This is a genomic window from Dickeya sp. MK7 (assembly GCF_000406305.1).
GTDB classification, from domain to species: Bacteria; Pseudomonadota; Gammaproteobacteria; order Enterobacterales; family Enterobacteriaceae; genus Dickeya; species Dickeya fangzhongdai.
This window is the reverse complement of the sequence record NZ_CM001984.1, coordinates 2,278,730-2,297,701: the sequence shown is the minus strand read 5'-3', so window position 1 is coordinate 2,297,701 and position 18,972 is coordinate 2,278,730. Positions and strand designations below refer to the sequence as shown.

Sequence of the window (18,972 nt, the reverse complement as noted above, 5' to 3'; positions counted from 1 at the left end):
CGATGTGTTTTAACGTTGTCGGACTTATCGCCAGCCGACTGGCTGGCGATAACAATGAAAGGCGGCCTGCTACTTATTCTTACTTCTTGCTACTTTTTCCTACTCTTCTTTTTTTCTTACTCTTCGCGGGTCAGGCCGAAATGGCGATAGGCGTGCTGTGTAGCGATGCGGCCTCGCGGGGTGCGTTGCAGAAATCCCTGCTGAATCAGATAGGGTTCCAGCACATCTTCAATGGTTTCACGTTCTTCGCCGATCGCCGCCGCCAGGTTGTCCAGCCCCACCGGGCCGCCCATAAACTTGTCGATCACCGCCAGCAGTAACTTGCGGTCCATGTAATCGAACCCTTCGGAGTCAACCGCCAGCATATCCAGTGCCTGAATTGCCACCTCGGCCGAAATGACCCCGTCCGATTTCACTTCAGAGAAATCTCGTACCCGGCGTAACAGCCGGTTGGCGATGCGCGGTGTACCGCGCGAACGGCGGGCCACTTCCAGCGCGCCTTCCTCGGTCATATCCAGCCCCAGACACTGGGCGCTGCGCCGCACAATATGTTGTAAATCAGCGACCTGGTAGAATTCGAGCCGCTGCACGATGCCGAAACGGTCGCGCAGCGGCGAGGTCAGCGAGCCGGCGCGCGTTGTCGCCCCGATCAGGGTAAACGGCGGCAAGTCCAGCTTGATGGAACGCGCCGCCGGCCCTTCGCCGATCATGATATCCAGTTGGTAATCTTCCATCGCCGGGTAGAGCACTTCTTCCACCACCGGCGAAAGACGATGAATTTCGTCGATGAACAACACGTCGTGCGGTTCAAGGTTGGTGAGCAACGCCGCCAGATCGCCCGCTTTCTCCAGCACCGGACCGGAGGTCGTGCGCAAATTCACGCCCATTTCGTTGGCAACGATATTAGCCAGCGTGGTTTTGCCCAACCCCGGCGGACCAAAAATCAGCAGATGATCGAGCGCATCGCCGCGCTTGCGGGCCGCCTCGATAAAAATCTCCATCTGCTCGCGGACCACCGGCTGCCCGACGTACTCTGACAGCAGTTTCGGCCGGATCGCGCGATCCTGCAGTTCTTCGTCGGCAACCACGCCGGGTGAAATCAGACGATCGGCTTCAATCATACATACCTCACAGCGCAGCGCGCAGCGCTTCCCTGATCAGGGTTTCGCAGTCGGCGCCCGGCCGCGCCACTTTGCTCACCATCCGGCCGGCCTCCTGCGGTTTATAACCGAGGGCGACCAACGCCGCTTCGGCCTCCGCCTGCGGATCGGCTTCCGGCTCTGTGTTGCCCGCCGCGGCCGGCAAGGCGATATCGCTGGCGGCGTTGAACAGATCGCCGTTCAACCCTTTAAAGCGATCTTTCATTTCCACCACCAGACGCTCCGCCGTTTTCTTGCCCACGCCCGGCAATTTCACCAGCGCGTTGATTTCCTGGCGCTCCACCGCGCTGACGAACTGCTGCGCCGACATGCCGGACAAAATCGCCAGCGCCAGTTTCGGCCCCACGCCATTCACTTTGATCAGTTCGCGGAACAGAGAACGTTCTTGCTTATTGTTGAAGCCAAACAATAGTTGTGCGTCTTCACGTACCACAAAGTGGGTAAAAATCACCGCTTCCTGGCCGAGATCCGGCAACTCGTAAAAGCAGGTCATCGGCATATGAACTTCATATCCGACGCCGTTGGCTTCAATCAGCACCAGCGGCGGCTGTTTTTCTAATACGATGCCTCTCAAACGACCTATCACGTGATGTTTTCCTTAATCTGGCTGACGTAAACGTGGCGTATAGCTTATAACACAAAAAAAGAGGCGGATACAGAAAAGCTGGATGCATATCCAGATATCAGACAGGGTGGCGAGGCATCTCCGACGCCGGTATGAAAACCGTGAAACGCCGGAGAAGACGTGCTAACCGTTTCCCGTCCAACCGGAGAAACCGGCCGGGAAATGCGGTTACGATATCGGGCTATTCAGCGCATCGTAATTCTTCCAGCGGTAGTTACACAGAGAAATCACCCAGCAGGCGACAAACAGCGCGATAACGTAAAAACCGGCGTTGCCCAGTTGGTCGTTCAAAGCGTCCACCAGACTCCACGCGCCGGAATGCAGATCGAGCTTGTCCGCCAGCAGGCCGAGCGCCTCCAGCCCGCCGATAAACACCGCCACCACCACCGACGTAGCGGTAATGGTCATGTTGTAGTAGAGCTTGCGCTGCGGCTTGCTGAACGCCCAGCCGTAGGCGCCCACCATCAGTACGTTATCGAGCGTATCCACCAGCGCCATGCCGCAGGTAAACAGGGCGGGAAACAGCATGATCGACCAGATCGACATGCCCTGCGAGGCGCCCGCCGCCGAGATGCCCAGCACGCCGATTTCCGTCGCGGTATCAAACCCCAGCCCGAACAGGAACCCCACCAGATACATGTGCCAGCTTTTGCGCACCAGCCGGAACGTGGCGCGAAACAGCCAGCCCAGCACGCCGGAGGCCGGCACCGCGTCTATCACCTCCGGCGTCAGGCGGTGCCCCTGTTTGAAGCGCTGAAAATTCCGCCAGACGCTGCGCAAAATCACCAGATTCACCAACGCCATCAGTAGCAGAAAAGCGGCGGACACCGAGGTGCCGATAACGCCGCCCACCTCGTGGAACCAGGTCATATCGTCCTGAAACGCCGCGGCGGTCGCCGCCAGCGCCAGCGACGCCAGCACCACGATGGTGGAGTGGCCGAGCGAAAACCAGGTGCCGACGCCCAGCGGGCGCTTCTCCTCCTGCATCATTTTGCGGGTCACATTGTCGATGGCGGCGATATGGTCCGCATCCACCGCATGACGCAACCCGAAACACCAGGCCAGCAGGCAGGTCGCCATCAGCGCGGCGTCATCGTGAAACATCGCCACAGCCAGCAGCCATACCGCAATATTGACAACGACCAGAGTTCCTAAGATAACCACAGCACGCGGGTTTTCCCGCAGTAGCGAAGACAACATGAAAGCCCTTCCAATCGATCCGGCGGCAAACGTCGTCGGGGGAAATACGAGTATGAAAGTCTATTAATTTTTCATACATCGCCATGTTGTCGCAGATCAAAGGCGGGCGGAATTTTCAGGCTGCACATCTGAACCTGAACATGTGATACAAAAACCGGGCGCCCGCCGCATGACGGAAGCCCGGTATACGCCAACAGGGGGGACGCTAGCGCGTCAGCAACGCTTCCGCCTGCCGCAACAGGTTATCGACGGTGAAGCCATAGCGCTCAAACAGTTGCCCGGCCGGGGCCGATTCGCCGAAGTCGCTCATCCCCACCACCGCGCCGTGCAGCCCGACGTACTTGTACCAGTAATCGGCAACGCTCGCCTCGACCGCTACGCGCACGCTCACGCTCACGGCCGCCGGTAGTACCGCTTCGCGGTAACCGGCATCCTGCTGGTCGAACACGTCGCAAGACGGCATCGATACCACGCGAACCGCCACCCCGCGCGCCGACAGCACTTCCCACGCGGCCACCGCCAGCGCAACTTCAGAACCGGTGGCGATCAAAATCAGCCTTGGCGGCAGCGCACTGTCTTTCGGTACCCTGTCTTTAAGTACACTGTCTTTAAGTACACTGTCTTTAAGTACACTGTCTTTAAGTACACTGTCTTTAAGTACACTGTCCTTAAGTACATAGCCGCCCCGTGCGATCGCCGCCAGCTGTGCGTCGTTGCGCGGCTGCTGCGCCAGATTCTGACGCGACAGGATCAGCGCCGTCGGGCCGTCATGCCGCTGTACCGCCTGTTGCCAGGCCACCGCGGTTTCCACCTGATCGCACGGGCGCCAGACGCTGAGATTCGGCGTCACCCGCAGCATCGCCAGCTGTTCCACCGGCTGGTGAGTCGGGCCATCCTCCCCCAGCCCGATAGAGTCGTGGGTGTAGACCAGCACCTGGCGCTGCTTCATCAGCGCCGCCATACGCACCGCGTTACGGGCATATTCGACGAACATCAGGAAGGTGGCGGTATACGGCAGGAAGCCGCCGTGCAACGCCATCCCGTTGGCGAGGGCGGTCATGCCGAACTCCCGCACACCGTAGTGCACGTAGTTGCCCGCCGGATCCTCATTCAACGGCCGGGAGCCGGACCACAGGGTCAGGTTGCTCGGCGCCAGATCGGCGGAGCCGCCCAACAGCTCCGGCAGCAACGGGCCAAAGGCATTCAGGGCGAGCTGCGACGCCTTACGGCTGGCGATCTCCGCCGGGTTAGCCTGCAACCCGGCGATGAACGCCTGCGCCGCATCCGCGAACGTTGACGGCAACTCGCCGCGCATGCGGCGGGTGAACGCCGCCGCCAGCTCGGGAAACGCGCGCGCATAGTCCGCCAACCGCGCCGCCCAGGCGCTTTCTCGCGCCTGACCGACCTCACGCGCATCCCATTGCGCGCGGATTTCCGGCGGAATCACGAACGGCGGGTATGGCCAACCCAGCGCTTCGCGGGCCGCCGCCACCTCCGCCTCCCCCAGCGGGGCGCCGTGCGACTCATGGCTGCCGGCCTTGGCGGGCGAACCGAAGCCAATCACGGTTTTACACATCAGCAGCGACGGCTTATCGCCGACCGCGCGCGCTGCATTGATCGCCGCGCGGATCGCCTGCTCATCGTGCCCGTCAATGCCGCGCACCACATGCCAACCGTAAGCCTCAAACCGGGCGGCGGTGTCATCGGTAAACCACCCCTCGACGTGCCCATCGATGGAGATGCCGTTGTCGTCGTAAAACGCCACCAGCTTGCCTAACTTCAGCGTCCCCGCCAGCGAGCAAACCTCGTGGGAAATGCCCTCCATCATGCAGCCGTCGCCCAGGAACACATAGGTGTAATGGTCAACGATAGTATGCCCCGGCCGGTTGAACTGCGCCGCCAGAGTACGCTCGGCCAGCGCCATCCCTACGGCGTTGGCGATGCCCTGCCCCAACGGCCCGGTGGTGGTTTCCACGCCGGGCGTGACGTCCACCTCCGGGTGTCCCGGTGTTTTGCTGTGCAACTGCCGGAAATTTTTCAGCTCCTCCAGCGGTAGCGCATAGCCGGTCAGATGCAGCAGGCTGTAAAGCAGCATCGAGGCATGGCCGTTGGAGAGCACAAACCGGTCGCGATTAGCCCAATCGGGGTTGGCGGGGTTATGTTGCAGAAACTCGCGCCACAGCACGGTGGCCATATCCGCCATGCCCATCGGCGCGCCCGGGTGGCCGGAATTGGCTCGTTGTACCGCGTCCATACTCAGCGCGCGGACAGCATTGGCCAATGGCCGCGCGGTGTAATCAGAGTGCTTCATCGTTAGTCTCCCGCCACGTTACATCAGGCTGTGCAGCATATTTTCCAGCCGGACCTGATCGGCAGCGAACAGCCGGATGCCTTCCGCCAGTTTTTCCACCGCCATCGGGTCGTTGTGGTGCTGCCACAGGAATTCCGCCTGCGTCATCAGGCTGGGACGCGTTTCGCTTACCGTCTCGGCGGGTAGTTGGCGCGGTAGCGGCTCATCGCACGCCTTCAGCTCGTTGAGCAATGCCGGGGAGATGGTCAGCCGGTCACAGCCGGCCAGCGCCGTCACCTGCGATTTTTTGCGGAAACTGGCCCCCATCACCACGGTGTCGTAGCCGTGCGTTTTGTAGTACTGGTAAATACGCCGCACCGAGGCCACCCCCGGATCGTCGCCGGGTTCCGTCTGCGGCTGATGCGCCTGATACCAGTCATAGATGCGCCCGACAAACGGCGAGATCAGGTAGACGCCCGCTTCCGCGCAGGCACGCGCCTGCGCAAAGGAGAACAGCAGCGTCAGGTTGCATTGGATCCCCTCCTGCTCCAGCTCCTCGGCCGCGCGGATCCCTTCCCAGGTCGCCGCCAGTTTGATCAGAATACGCGAACGGTCGATGCCCTGTTCCTGATACAGCGCGATCAGCCGCCGCGCTCTGGCGACGCACAGGCCGCGATCCCAGGACAAGCGGGCGTCCACCTCGGTCGATATCCGTCCCGGCACCTGCCGCAGCACTTCCGCGCCGATGTTGACCGCCACCTGATCGCATGCGTTGATCAACCGGGTGGCCTCACTGCCGCCCTGCCGCTGCGCCTGTCCGACCGCATCGCGGATCAGGCTCTGATACAGCGGCAATTGCGCCGCCTTCAGGATCAAAGAGGGATTGGTGGTAGCGTCCTGCGGCGCGAACTGCCGGATGGCGTCGATATCGCCGGTATCCGCCACCACTACCGTGTACTGTTTTAAGGCTTCCAGTTGGTTCATGGTTATTCCCCTGCGTTAGGTCTTCCGACGGGTTATTCGGCAATGTGTTGATTTTGATAGTAATCAATACGCTCTACCTTCGGCGCCGAACCGCCGCCTTCATACTCGGCGTTCAGCCAGGCATGAATAATCTGCTTGCCCAGTTCGGCGCCGATCACCCGCGCGCCCAGCGTGACGATCTGCGCGTTATTGCTTTTACGCGCCCGCTCCGCCGAAAACGTATCGTGACACTGGGCGGCGCGAATACCGGGCACCTTATTCGCCACAATGCTCATCCCGATGCCGGTGCCGCACATCAAAATGCCGCGATCCTGCTGGCCTGCTTTAATCGACATGGCGACGGCGTGCGCCACGTCCGGGTAATAACGGTTATCCACATTGTTATCGCTGCTGAAATCCACCCAGGGAATATTTAACGAATCGAGATAACGGGTAATAATACTGCGTAATTCATACGCAGCGTCATCCGCACCAATGGCGATTGGTTTCATGATTAACATCCTTACTTCAGATTAATGAAAATTTAATTCGAACGATTTTTAACTCAGTTCAAAAATCGTGATATTTCCTAAACCCGGTAATTTATCCGGTATATTCCCCCTGACATGTACCGTCCCGGGTAATTCCGCCTCAGCACCGCCATCAAATAACAGCGTGATATGTCCTAATTCGCGTAAATTATGGTTGGCGATATCGCCGACGGCGGTAATCACATAACTCTTGCCGTCTAATTCCAGTTGCTGATTCACCGCCAGCGGCCGATGCCATTCACCATCCTGATGCAGCAGGCAATACGCGCCCAACTCCGGCGGCACGCGATCGCTGAACAGGATCAGGCGATTTTCCTGCCGCATCGCCTCCGCCTCATGGCCGATAGCGCGGATCGTCGCTTGCCACGCCACATGTCTCATCCCCGCGCCCTCACTTCGCCTTATCCGCGGGCGAGCTGAACGATGGTGCCGTCGGTTGCGGCGCCGTCGCATCGGCATCGTTTTTGCGCAAGCGCTTGTCAAACCAGGCCACCAGCACCGGCGCGGTAAGCATGGTGATGATGCTGGCGGTCGCCAACTGGGCGGTGGCGGCATCGACAAACGCCTGCAGCGTCGGATCCGCCTGGGCCACCATCGCCGGCGTCAATGCCGAGCTGGCCGCCGTGGTGCCGAGCGCCGCGCCAAGCGCGGTTTTCTTCTTCAGAAACAGGTTGTACAGGAAGTAGAAGACAATCGCGGTCAAGGCGGAAATACCGCCCAGCAGGATGCCGGACAGCCCGGCGCTGAACACCGTACTCATGCTGGAGTTGGCACCGATCGCAAACGACATGATGATAATGATCAGCGGCTGGGAAGCAGCACATAACTGCTTGAATTTTTCGTCAATATTGCCCCACATCATCCCGACCAGCAGCGGCACCAGCATCGACAACAGCGCCTCAAACGGAATATTGGCCAAACCGCTGACTCCCAGCACCACCATGGTAACGAACGGCCCGTCCTTGATGCAGAACACGGAAATAGCCCCGGCGTCGCTGGCGTCGCCATAGTTGCTGCACAACGCGATATACAATGAGCTGTTCGAACTGGTAATACAGGCCACCAGCGCCAGCGTGGAGATGCCGAAAAAGCCCGCCGGCCCGAACAGCGCCCCCATGATCCACACCGCCAGCGCGCCGGCGGCAAATTTCAGCATCAGCAGCACCGCGCCCTTATATAACGGCAACCCGGCCTGGCGAATATTGATCGACGCGCCGCAAATTAACAGGAATATCCCCATCATCGCGCTCGAACCGGCTTTAAATAAAGCGGTGGTCGGGCCGCCAATTTTTAGCACCGACGGGAAAAAGGTATTAATTAATATTGCGAGAATCAATGGAATAATAATCAACCCACCGGGGAACTTATTCATCTTGTCAAACAGATTTATATTTTTCATGGCGTTTCTCTTTTGTAGGGTAGAGTCACTTCAGGCCTATTATTATTGAATAGATTCGGCCCATATCCTGAATAATACCAATAGCAAAAATAAGTGAAGAACACCGCACGCAGAATCAGTACGAAATAACCCATCTGCGGATACGTTATTTTCCGGTTATGTTATTTTCCGGTTATGTTACTTTCCGGTTATATTACTGCGTCGCTTCGCGATAAATATGTTCGACGATGGTATGAATCACCTCATCCGAACCGGTCAAGCCGCCCTTGCCCACACACACCAGCCCGTTGTAATCGCCGCCGATAATCCTGACCAGATCGGTTTGCGGTATCACGTAATCCACCATTTCGATGCCGCTGGCGCCAAGCCGCCTGAGCACGTTCACCATGGTGTCGCCTCCGGTCATGTACAACCCGCGGATGTCGCCGCCGCCCGCATCCAGCACCGCCTGGACGATATCCCCCAGCCCGCGATTGATGTTGTCGGCCGCTTGTCCGTGCGCCAGCCCAAAACGCTGCTCCTCCTGCGCCAAATCCAGCAGCCGACCGGTCAGCGCCGATTCGAACACGAAAATGGCGTTATGATGCGTACGCACGCACTCCTGCGCCTGACGCACCACCCGCTGCACTTCAATCGCGGCGGAATGCTCCCGGTCAATCAGCAGTTCCGCATCCACCGGGATATGGCACACGCGCGAATCCTGTTCGATCAGTCGGGTCAGCTGTCGTTTGGTCACCGGCGTGGCGCTGCCCGCCACTACCACGATCGACCCTTGCTGTTGGCTCACCGGTACTGCGATCGGTTCCGGACGCGGTTCATCGCGGATCATCTCCCGCGCCCAGGCCAGCCGTTCGGTAAACGGCCCCGGATCCACCGCCAGTACGTTCCAGTTCAGCAGCGTCACCGCCTGGGCGATGGTTTCAACATCCGCCAGCGAGATAGCGTCCACCACCATGATACGCGCGCCGTCCTGTTGCAGCCGGCTCAGCGCCTGGCTGACCGCATCGTACCCCTTGAGCACGCACGACAAAGCGATATGACCGACGTGATGGTGCGTCTGCGCGGCCAGCAACTCCGGCACAAAGGTTTCCGTCACCGGCGTGCGGACGTCTTTAGCCACATCGGTGCACGACAGCGCCACCGAATCGATGACCGAGTAGCCCCCCACCAGAATCCGGCGCGACTGCGGCATCGCCGGCACGACGACCGCCACGGTTTCCTGCGGCAGCACCTCCAGCATGGCATCGATTTCATACCCAATGCCGCCGCGCAGCGTGGTATCGACGCGCTTGGTGAAGTAGCGCGCGCCCCGCGCCTGCAATGACAGCGTGGCCTGGCGCACCAGCTGTTGCGCTTCCGCTTTCGGCAGCGGTCGGCTATTGCTGCTGATCACCATCGCCTGCCACTCCGAATCGCAGGCGTCAAAGGAGTCGGTGTCAAAAAACGCCGCAGTTCGGATCCCGCTGCGCGCCAGCAGCACCCCGACGGTGGTCGCGCCGGTCAGGTCATCCGCCACAATGCCCAGCCGGTCGCCCTGCCCGCCTTCACTGCGCAACTGAACCCCGGCCGGCGTCACGCCGGACACGTAAATATCTTCACGAATAAACGCCGCCAGCGGCCCGGTTTTGCCGGTCGGGTGCAGGTTAACGGTGGGAATGCCGCGCTTGGGGTACAGGCCGCAGCGCAACGTGCCGCCGCAATCGATCACCACCAACCCGATGTCCTGCTCCGCCGGCTCGCCATGTTTGAACACATCCACGCCTTCCCAGCCGGTCAGCTCCATCAGTCGATCCACCACCGCGGGCCGGATCCCCCCGGTGATATAAGCAATTTTTTTCCCCGCCGCCACTTCGATGGTCAGCGGCCCGCCCCAGCCTTTGCTGCCGCGGGTAATTTCCAGATAACGTTTCATGCGGTTCTCCTTTCTCCGGAAAGACACGTACCCGGCTCGCGGGTACGTACCTGCGGTTATCGGTGTTTCATCTTCCAATAGCGGGCCGCCACCAGGGTGGACTCCAGCATGCTGACGGTGCCGGCCTTGCCGGTCCCGGCAATATCAAACGCCGTGCCGTGGTCTACGGAACTGCGCATAAACGGCAGGCCGAAGGTGATGGTGACCGAGCGCTCGAAGTCCAGCGTTTTGCAGGCGATATGCCCCTGATCGTGGTAGAGAGAAAGGATCGCGTCGTAATGCCCCAGTTTGCCCAGGTGGAAAACCGAGTCGGCCGGAACCGGCCCGATAGCGTTGATCCCCAGCGCCTGCGCCGCCTGTACTGCTGGAATGAGGTTGTCTTTCTCCTCGCGTCCGAACAGCCCGTTGTCGGAGGCGTGGGGATTGAGCGCCGCGACCGCAATGCGCGGCTGCTTGATATTCAGCGCGGTGAATTCGTGGTGAATCTGTTGTACGCAGGCCAGCACCCGTTCCTTATTGGCGTAGTCGCACGCGTCTTTCAGCGCCATGTGACGGCTGACGAAGAACACGCGCAGTTTCTGCACGTGGAACATGGTCAGGCCGTAATCGGAGCCGGTTTCCACCTGATAGATTTCGGTGTGGCCGGGCAGCTTGCAGCCCGCCAGCTTGATGGCTTCCTTATGGATAGGCGCGGTAGATACCACGTCAATCTCGCCGGCCATCCCCAGCGTAATGGATTTCATCACGTAATCCAGCGACATCTGGCCGGCCTGCTTCTGCACTTTCCCCCAGACAATGCCGTCGCAGTCGTAGTCGCCGGTTTCCAGCACGTCCAGCGTTCCCCAGGTGAAGCGGGCTTCGGCCAGCGAGTGAATCACGTTGATGGCGAAGTCGCAGTTCCAGATTGCCATCGCCCGCCGGATGATGGGCACTGAACCAATCAGGAACGGCCGGCACTCCTCATACACCGTTTGATTCATCATGGTGGCGACGGAGATTTCCGGGCCGATGCCCGCCGGGTCACCGATGGTAAGGGCTACAACAGGCTTTCTATCAACCACAGGTTTTTTCTCAACCGACATATTTTTCACCTTTTTCACATGGCCAGAACAACCAAATGTTCATATGTTCACTTAAATAACTTTTGTTAGGTGGCAGTTTACGGTAAGGAAAACAAATAACCTTGAATAAGGTCACGTTTTATACAGAAATATCCTTGACTGGGGAAATGTGTGATCGAACATTTGTTTTAGTCATGATTATAAGTAACAGCGTGGAGACTTTTGTTACCCTCACCTCAGGCGAATAGTGATAACGGGAGTGATTAATGAGAAACCTGATGCTGGGCACCAGTTGGAAAATGAACAAAACCCTGGACGACGCCAAAGCCTATTGCGATGTGCTGGCCGCCCGGCTCAATGCCGCCGCCGGCCCCCGCATCCAGCCGTTCGTCATCCCCCCTTTTACGCTGATCCGGGAGGTGACCGAACGGTTGCGCCAGCACGGCGTCAACTGCCTGACCGGCGCCCAGAACATGCACTATGCCGACGCGGGCGCCTGGACCGGGGAAATCTCACCGGTCATGGTGCGCGACTGCGGCGCCGCGCTGGTAGAGCTGGGCCATTCGGAGCGACGCCGCGACTTTGCTGAAAGTGACGCGAATATTCGGAAAAAAGTGCAGGCCGCGCTACGCTATCAGCTACGGCCGCTGGTGTGTGTCGGCGACAGCGCGCAGGAAAAAGGCTGGGGAGTCTCTACCGAAACCGTCGTGCGCCAGATGAAAATCGCCCTGGCCGGGCTGGAGCGCGCGCAGGTTGAACAGGTGATCATCGCGTATGAACCCGTGTGGGCGATCGGCGACGGCGGTACCCCGGCGACGGCCGGCGAAGCGCAGGCTATCCATCGCGCCCTACGGCAGGCGCTGGCGGACGCTTACGGCGCCGCCACCGCGGAAAACGTGACGTTGCTGTACGGTGGCAGCGTAAATCAGCATAATAGCCCCGAACTGATCCAATGCCCTGATATCGATGGATTATTCATCGGCCGGTCGGCATGGGACGCCGAGGATTTTTGTCGGTTGGTACACGGCGTCGCGACGTTACTGGATCGCTAAGAACACCGCCGAGCCGCAGTTGGCGCTGCACAGGCGTCATTTTCAATTTTCGTCGCCCGCGGGGGGCCGGTAGCCCACATTCAGCCAGCAGGCTCCCGCACGCCGGCCCATTTCGCAACCGGCCGGCGACGGAATAATGACGAGACATGGCCAGGAGCCTCTTTGCAACCACACAATGGCGAGTTAATCCATGAGTGAATTCGATTCAGACAGCGAACTACTGACGGAAATTGCCGTCGCCTATTACGAAAACGAACAGACGCAAGAGGAGATCGCCAGCCGTTTCGGCATCTCCCGCATCAAGGTGGGGCGCCTGCTGAAACGCGCGCGCGCGGAAGGTATCGTCGAAATCAATGTGCGCTACCATCCGGTTTTCAGTTCGCAGATTGAACAGCAGTTCATCCGGAGTTTCGGCATCAAACGCGCGCTGATCGCCCTCGACCATCATGATGAAGAGGAACAGCGTCAGCAGGTGGCGTCGCTGGTTTCCACCTATCTGTCGAGCATTATCAAAAACGGCATGACCATCGCGGTGGGACAAGGCCGCAACGTCGCCGCCGTCGCCAGCCATGTCGGCGTTTTTCCCGAACGGCAGTGCAAATTCATCTGCGGCATCGGCGGCACCAAACGCGACGGCGAACTGATCGACGCCGACCACATCAGCCGTCATCTGGCGCGCAAGTTCAACGCCAGCAGCGAAACCCTGTACGCCCCGGCCTATGTGGAAAACCCGGCGATGAAAGCCGCCTTCATGCAGAATCGGTTGATTAGCGAAACGCTGGAACGCGCAAGCAAAGCGGACATCGCGCTGGTGGGGTTGGGGGATATGAATGAAAACAGTTTCATGGTGCAACTGGGCTGGTTTACCTCGCAGGAGATCATCACCGCGCGTCAGGAACAGGGGGTGGTGGGCGACATTGCCGGTTACTCCTTCCTCGATATGCAGGGTACGCCGGTGGACACCGTGATGAATGACCGGGTGATTGGGCTCAGCCCGGAGCAACTGCGCAAAATTCCCTGCGTCATCGCCATCGCCGCCGAGAATACCAAGGCTACGGCGATACTGGCGGCCTTACGCTCCGGGATTATCGATGTGATTGCCACCAGCGCCAGCAATGCCCGCACGGTGCTGAATCTGGAACAGGCGAAATAGCGCCCGGATGGAAAAGCGGCCGCGCATGGCGGCCGATGGGAAACCGATTATCGGGCCTCGCCCCTCACTTGACGAGCGGTGCCCACGGTGCAGAGTGAATAGCGAGGGAAACTGGCCGTCAACGCAGCCGACCACGCGCCAGCGTCAGTTTGTCATGGCTGATGCGCGACAAATTCTGGCTGAAATGACAATGCGTAATGGCAATCGCCAGTGCATCGGCGGCGTCGGCCTGCGGGCTGGCGGGCAATTTGAGCAGCGTTTTCACCATGTGTTGCACCTGGCTTTTTTCTGCCGCACCGGTGCCGACCACCGTTTGTTTCACCTGTCGTGCGGCGTATTCAAACACCGGCAACGACTGGTTCACCGCCGCGACGATCGCCGCGCCGCGCGCCTGCCCCAGCTTCAACGCCGAGTCAGCATTGCGAGCCATAAAAACCTGCTCGATAGCGAAATAATCGGGCTGAAACTGGGTGATGATTTCACTGACGCCGGCATAAATCAGCTTGAGGCGAGTGGGCAGATCATCCACCGCGGTGCGGATGCAACCGCTACCCAGATAGCTGATCTGCCGGCCTTGCTGGCGGACAATGCCATAACCGGTGACGCGGGAACCGGGGTCGATGCCGAGAATAATACTCATCGTTCTCCCCCGGTCGCCTGTTTAGCAAGGAAAACTGCCATTACAGCAGTGCCGCTACCTCGTCGGAGATCTCACCGTTGTGGTAAACCTCCTGCACGTCGTCGCAGTCTTCCAGCATGTCGATAAGACGCATCAGTTTCGGTGCGGTGTCAGCGTCCATGTCCGCTTTGGTGGACGGAATCATCGACACTTCGGCCGATTCGGCCACCAGACCGGCCGCGTCCAGCGCGTCTTTTACCTGACCGAAAATTTCCCACGGCGTAAACACGTCGATCGCGCCATCGTCATAGGACACCACGTCGTCAGCGCCGGCTTCCAGCGCCGCATCCATCACCGTATCTTCATCCAGACCCGGCGCATAGGAAATCACGCCTTTTTTGGTGAACAGGTAGGACACGGAACCGTCGGTTCCCAGGTTGCCGCCGCATTTAGTGAAAGCATGACGAACTTCGGACACGGTACGATTACGGTTGTCGCTCAGACACTCTACCATCACCGCGGTGCCGCCCGGGCCGTAGCCTTCATAAATGATGGTTTCCATGTTGGCGTCGTCATCGCCGCCCACGCCGCGCGCAATCGCCCGGTTCAGGGTGTCGCGCGTCATGTTGTTGGACAGCGCTTTATCGATGGCAGCACGCAGGCGGGGGTTGGAGCCGGGATCGCCGCCGCCCAGACGGGCCGCGGTAACCAGTTCGCGGATAATCTTGGTAAAAATCTTGCCGCGTTTGGCGTCCTGTGCTGCTTTGCGATGCTTAGTGTTGGCCCACTTACTATGACCTGCCATAAAAATCTCCGAAAAAAGCCTGTTGTTCCCTTTATCTTTCGCGCCGCCGCGGCGTTAGCGCCCTCGTTCCCCCGGACACTTACGCGGGTAAGCGCCGGGATTCGCTCGGTCGCCGTTTTGCCGCAACGCGAAATCTATCAGGCTAGGCTGGACAAATAACAAATTCTTCAATCGCCTGCCGGTTGCTCCAGGATTTGGTCAACCGCGCCGCATCGGGCGCACCCAGCCACTGATAAGCCAGATGTTCACTGATCTCCACCGGGCGTTCATCAGGTAACGCCAGGCAAAACCAGTGTTCCAGGTTATGCGTGACGCCAGGGGCATAGCGACGTCTCAAATGAGCAAAAAGCTCGAACTCCACACTGCGTTGACAGTCAACCAGCGTCAGCGCCTCGGCAGCGATGTCGATGTTAACTTCTTCTTTCACTTCACGCTGTGCGGCACATCGCGCGCTTTCATCCTCCTCCAGGCTGCCGGTGACCGACTGCCAGAAATCCGGATCATCGCGCCGCTGAAGCATGAGCACCCGTCCGGTATTCCGGGCATAAATCACCACCAGCACCGAAACGGGTCGCTTATAGTTCATCTTACTGGTTCTCTGCATCCTGCGCGGCTTTGCCCTTACCCACCACCGCGATGGAGAGTTCATCCAGTGCCGACGGGTTGGCGAAGCTCGGCGCTTCGGTCATCAGGCAGGCGGCTGCGGTGGTTTTCGGGAACGCTATCACGTCGCGAATATTGTCGGTGCCGGTCAGCAGCATCACCAGACGGTCGAGGCCGAAAGCCAGACCGGCGTGCGGCGGGGTGCCGAACTTCAGCGCATCCAGCAGGAAGCCGAATTTTTCGCGCTGCTGCCGCTCGTCAATGCCGAGAATGCGGAATACCGTCTGTTGCATTTCGCTACGGTGGATACGCACCGAACCGCCGCCGACTTCGTAACCGTTCAACACCATGTCGTAAGCGTTGGCGATAGCGGCCGTCGGGTTGGCTTCCAGCTCTGTCGGCGACATATCGCGCGGCGCGGTGAACGGGTGGTGCATCGCGGCCAGGCCGCCTTCGCCGTCATCCTCGAACATCGGGAAGTCGATGACCCACAGCGGCTGCCAGCTGTTTTCGTTGGTGATTTTCAGGTCGCGACCCAGTTTCAGGCGCAGTGCGCCCAGCGCGTCCGTCACCACTTTGGCGCTGTCGGCGCCGAAGAACAGGATGTCGCCGTCTTCCGCCGCGGTACGCTCCAGCAACGCTGTCAGAATACCGTCGTTCAGGAACTTGGCGACCGGGCTCTGAATACCTTCCAGGCCGTTGGCTTTCTCGTTAACCTTGATGTAAGCCAACCCTTTGGCGCCGTAGATTTCGATAAATTTGGCGTATTCGTCAATCTGTTTGCGGCTCAGCTGTGCGCCGCCCGGTACGCGAATAGCGGCAACGCGGCCTTTCGGATCGTTGGCCGGACCGGAGAAGACTTTGAAGTCCACGTCTTTGAGCAGATCGGCCACGTCCACCAGTTCCAGCGGGTTGCGCAGGTCCGGTTTGTCGGAGCCGAAGCGACGCATGGCTTCAGCAAACGTCATGATCGGGAAATCGCCCAGATCCACACCGTGGATTTCCAGCCACAGCTCGCGCACCAGTTTTTCCATCACTTGACGCACCTGCGGCGCGGTCATGAAGGAGGTTTCCACGTCGATCTGGGTAAATTCCGGCTGGCGGTCGGCACGCAGGTCTTCGTCGCGGAAGCATTTGACGATCTGATAGTAACGGTCAAAGCCGGACATCATCAGCAACTGCTTGAACAACTGCGGCGACTGCGGCAGCGCGTAGAATTTGCCTTTATGCACACGGCTCGGCACCAGATAGTCACGGGCGCCTTCCGGCGTGGCTTTGGTCAGCATCGGAGTTTCGATATCAAGGAAGCCGTGGCTGTCCATGAAGCGGCGCACAAAGCTGGTGATGCGGGCGCGGGTTTTCAGGCGCTGAGCCATTTCCGGACGACGCAGGTCAAGGTAACGGTACTTCAGGCGCGCTTCTTCGCTGTTGGTTTGGTTGGCATCCAGCGGCAGCGGTTCGGCCCGGTTGATGATGGTCAGCGCGGTCGCCAGCACTTCCACTTCGCCGGTCGCCATCTCTTTGTTGACCTGATTGTCCGGACGGGCGCGCACCACACCGGTCAGTTGGATGCAGAACTCGTTGCGCAATTCGGAAGCCAGAGTGAAGGCCTCCTGACGATCCGGGTCGAAGAACACCTGCACCAGACCTTCGCGGTCACGCATATCAATAAAAATCAGCCCACCCAGATCGCGGCGGCGATTGACCCAGCCGCACAACGTTACTTCCTGGCCCACATGGGACGAATTCAACAGCCCGCAATATTCAGTACGCATTACGATGTCCTTTTACACCGCCGCCGGCGCCCTGTTTCATACGCCAATTGGCGGCGACACAAGGTCTGTGAACCGGTCGGCATGGTTTTTCTGGATTACAGTCCAATGAAAAAAGGGGAGCATTATAAAGGAATTTCCCCACAACGATAAGTACGATGGTAGCGGTCTGCGGGCCGCCCCGCATACTCTTTTTTGCTTTTTGCCGTGCTTTTGCCTGTCGGTTACACAATTGCGGGGTATTATGCTAAAACCCTGTTACATCAGCCGTCATGGCGACCGGCTGTTTCAGGACGTTCACTCGCAGAGAAACCTATCGGGACAAGGATTTATGTATATCGGCTTACCGCAGTGGCAGCACCCCGGCTGGAACCGGCTGGGCCTGCGCGATCTGGCGGATTATGCCCGCCACTTCAACTGCGTGGAGGGAAACACCACCTTTTATGCGCTGCCGTCGGCGGAGTCCGTGTTGCGCTGGCGCGATATGACGCATGACGATTTCCGATTCTGCTTCAAGTTTCCTTCCGCCATCAGTCATCAGGCCGGATTGCGCCATTGCCAGCAACAGGTGGCGGAGTTTTTCCGTTGTCTGGAACCCATTCACCACCGGCTGGGACAGTTGTGGCTACAGTTGCCGTCTGCCTTTGGGCCAGACCAGACAGACACGCTGTGGCAGTTTATAGACGCCTTGCCGGCAGGAGGATTCCGTTATGGCGTGGAAGTCCGCCATCCGCTGTTTTTCGCCAAAGGCGATGAAGAACGCCAGCTTAATCAGGGGTTGCACCAGCGCGGACTCAACCGGGTGATCATGGATAGCCGGCCGGTGCATCATGCCGCCCCCACCAGCGACGCGCTGCGGGACGCCCAGCGCAAAAAGCCGAAGGTGCCGTTGCATGTGGTGCGCACCGCCGAAGAACCGCTGATCCGGTTTATCGGCAATGAAGATCCGGATGATAACCTGCGCTGGTTCATGCCCTGGCTCGCCAAACTGGCGGAGTGGCAAACGCATTCCCCCTACCTGTTCATCCACACGGCCGGTACGGCCAGCGCGCCGGAACTGGCGCAACGGCTATGGCCGCATCTGAGTGCGGTAATTTCCGGCATGCCGCCCTGCCCGGACTGGCCGCAGCAGTCGTCGCTGTTTTAGGGCGTTATGTTGAAAAACGCCGGGCAAACATCGCCGTCGGCTTTTATCACAGTTTCTTATTAATAGCGTTTGATATCCGCCAATTTCACCTACAATATCTTCGCGTTATGCAGGCGACAGGTCGGCGACAGACACGTTATGATAGCGTCTGCCGCTTCTGGTCAGGCAATGGAGTAAAAAATGGTAAGCGCGCTTTATGTGGTGCTCAGCGCATTGTTGTTAGTTAAATTGTCGGTTGATGTGGTGAAACTGCGAATGCAGTACCGGGTGGCCTACGGCGACGGCGGTTTTTACGAGTTGCAAACCGCCATTCGCGTCCACGGCAACGCGGTGGAATACATCCCTATCGGCGGCCTGCTGTTGGTGCTGATGGAGATGAATGGGGCGATGAACGCGATGATTCATCTGTGCGGAATTATGTTGTTGCTCGGGCGGTTATGTCACTACTACGGCCTGCGTCACCGTGAGTTGAACTGGCGGCGCTCCGGTATGGCGGCCACCTATGTTTCATTGCTGCTGATGATTCTGTTCAACCTCTACTACCTGCCCTGGGATCTGGTATTTACCCTGCGTTAATCCCGCCGGGTATCCACGGTAAGGCCTGCTGACGGCGCCTTACCGTCTTTCTCTCATACATCTTTGTCCCATCTTTCTGCTAGA

At 59.1% G+C, this 18,972-nt stretch carries 18 protein-coding genes; 4 read left to right on the top strand and 14 right to left on the bottom strand.

Translation table 11 applies throughout. The features are described from left to right. Positions 1–116: 116 nt before the first annotated feature. The 10 genes from ruvB to pdxA all read right to left on the bottom strand — a co-directional run bounded on the left by ruvB (position 117) and on the right by pdxA (position 11,182). Positions 117–1,121, bottom strand: a complete 1,005-nt coding sequence (ruvB, locus tag DXXMK7_RS09985; protein WP_038918949.1) for a Holliday junction branch migration DNA helicase RuvB — start codon at positions 1,119–1,121, stop codon at positions 117–119. A 7-nt stretch (positions 1,122–1,128) separates the two neighbouring features. After that, positions 1,129–1,746, bottom strand: a complete 618-nt coding sequence (ruvA, locus tag DXXMK7_RS09980) for a Holliday junction branch migration protein RuvA (RefSeq protein WP_038918948.1) — start codon at positions 1,744–1,746, stop codon at positions 1,129–1,131. A 207-nt stretch (positions 1,747–1,953) separates the two neighbouring features. Then, complete coding sequence (locus DXXMK7_RS09975) at positions 1,954–2,985, bottom strand: HoxN/HupN/NixA family nickel/cobalt transporter (protein ID WP_038918947.1); 1,032 nt, start codon at positions 2,983–2,985, stop codon at positions 1,954–1,956. 205 nt (positions 2,986–3,190) lie between these two features. Further along, a complete protein-coding gene (gene tkt / locus DXXMK7_RS09970; RefSeq protein ID WP_038918946.1) occupies positions 3,191–5,296 on the bottom strand; it encodes a transketolase in 2,106 nt (701 codons plus the stop codon). 18 nt (positions 5,297–5,314) lie between these two features. Next, positions 5,315–6,259: a transaldolase gene (gene tal / locus DXXMK7_RS09965; RefSeq protein WP_038918945.1), complete on the bottom strand. Its 945-nt coding sequence runs from the start codon at positions 6,257–6,259 to the stop codon at positions 5,315–5,317. Between the two features lie 32 nt (positions 6,260–6,291). After that, the gene (locus DXXMK7_RS09960) at positions 6,292–6,750 is read right to left on the bottom strand and encodes an RpiB/LacA/LacB family sugar-phosphate isomerase (RefSeq protein WP_038918944.1); all 459 of its coding nucleotides are present in this window, start codon (positions 6,748–6,750) and stop codon (positions 6,292–6,294) included. 48 nt (positions 6,751–6,798) lie between these two features. Continuing rightward, a complete protein-coding gene (locus DXXMK7_RS09955; protein ID WP_038918943.1) occupies positions 6,799–7,170 on the bottom strand; it encodes a PTS glucitol/sorbitol transporter subunit IIA in 372 nt (123 codons plus the stop codon). Between the two features lie 10 nt (positions 7,171–7,180). Then, on the bottom strand, positions 7,181–8,188 hold the full coding sequence (locus tag DXXMK7_RS09950) for a 2-keto-3-deoxygluconate permease (protein WP_038918942.1): 1,008 nt from the start codon (positions 8,186–8,188) through the stop codon (positions 7,181–7,183). A 193-nt stretch (positions 8,189–8,381) separates the two neighbouring features. Continuing rightward, positions 8,382–10,100 (bottom strand): four-carbon acid sugar kinase family protein, encoded by a 1,719-nt coding sequence (locus DXXMK7_RS09945; RefSeq protein WP_038918941.1) that lies wholly within the window; start codon positions 10,098–10,100, stop codon positions 8,382–8,384. A 56-nt stretch (positions 10,101–10,156) separates the two neighbouring features. Then, positions 10,157–11,182, bottom strand: coding sequence for a 4-hydroxythreonine-4-phosphate dehydrogenase PdxA (gene pdxA, locus DXXMK7_RS09940; RefSeq protein ID WP_038918940.1), 1,026 nt, complete (start codon positions 11,180–11,182; stop codon positions 10,157–10,159). 245 nt (positions 11,183–11,427) lie between these two features. Between pdxA and DXXMK7_RS09935 the strand changes: the two genes are divergently transcribed. Continuing rightward, on the top strand, positions 11,428–12,213 hold the full coding sequence (locus tag DXXMK7_RS09935) for a triose-phosphate isomerase (RefSeq protein ID WP_038918938.1): 786 nt from the start codon (positions 11,428–11,430) through the stop codon (positions 12,211–12,213). A gap of 190 nt (positions 12,214–12,403) precedes the next feature. Continuing rightward, positions 12,404–13,366 carry a sugar-binding transcriptional regulator gene (locus DXXMK7_RS09930; RefSeq protein ID WP_038918937.1) on the top strand — a complete coding sequence of 321 codons (963 nt, stop codon included), beginning with the start codon at positions 12,404–12,406 and terminating at the stop codon, positions 13,364–13,366. A 118-nt stretch (positions 13,367–13,484) separates the two neighbouring features. Here DXXMK7_RS09930 and ruvC read toward each other — a convergent pair whose 3' ends face one another. The 4 genes from ruvC to aspS form a co-directional block, all read right to left on the bottom strand. Continuing rightward, positions 13,485–14,006 (bottom strand): crossover junction endodeoxyribonuclease RuvC, encoded by a 522-nt coding sequence (ruvC, locus tag DXXMK7_RS09925; RefSeq protein ID WP_038659051.1) that lies wholly within the window; start codon positions 14,004–14,006, stop codon positions 13,485–13,487. Positions 14,007–14,046: 40 nt separating this feature from the next. Beyond that, the gene (locus DXXMK7_RS09920) at positions 14,047–14,790 is read right to left on the bottom strand and encodes a YebC/PmpR family DNA-binding transcriptional regulator (protein WP_038918936.1); all 744 of its coding nucleotides are present in this window, start codon (positions 14,788–14,790) and stop codon (positions 14,047–14,049) included. Positions 14,791–14,932: 142 nt separating this feature from the next. Then, positions 14,933–15,376, bottom strand: coding sequence for a dihydroneopterin triphosphate diphosphatase (gene nudB, locus DXXMK7_RS09915; protein WP_038659057.1), 444 nt, complete (start codon positions 15,374–15,376; stop codon positions 14,933–14,935). Position 15,377: 1 nt separating this feature from the next. Beyond that, positions 15,378–17,168 (bottom strand): aspartate--tRNA ligase, encoded by a 1,791-nt coding sequence (gene aspS, locus DXXMK7_RS09910; RefSeq protein ID WP_038918934.1) that lies wholly within the window; start codon positions 17,166–17,168, stop codon positions 15,378–15,380. Between the two features lie 328 nt (positions 17,169–17,496). Here aspS and DXXMK7_RS09905 point away from each other — a divergent pair, with 328 nt between their 5' ends. Together DXXMK7_RS09905 and DXXMK7_RS09900 are read left to right on the top strand one after the other, a co-directional pair. Continuing rightward, positions 17,497–18,312 carry a DUF72 domain-containing protein gene (locus DXXMK7_RS09905; protein WP_038918933.1) on the top strand — a complete coding sequence of 272 codons (816 nt, stop codon included), beginning with the start codon at positions 17,497–17,499 and terminating at the stop codon, positions 18,310–18,312. Positions 18,313–18,492: 180 nt separating this feature from the next. After that, complete coding sequence (locus DXXMK7_RS09900) at positions 18,493–18,888, top strand: MAPEG family protein (protein WP_038659066.1); 396 nt, start codon at positions 18,493–18,495, stop codon at positions 18,886–18,888. Positions 18,889–18,972 lie beyond the last annotated feature (84 nt).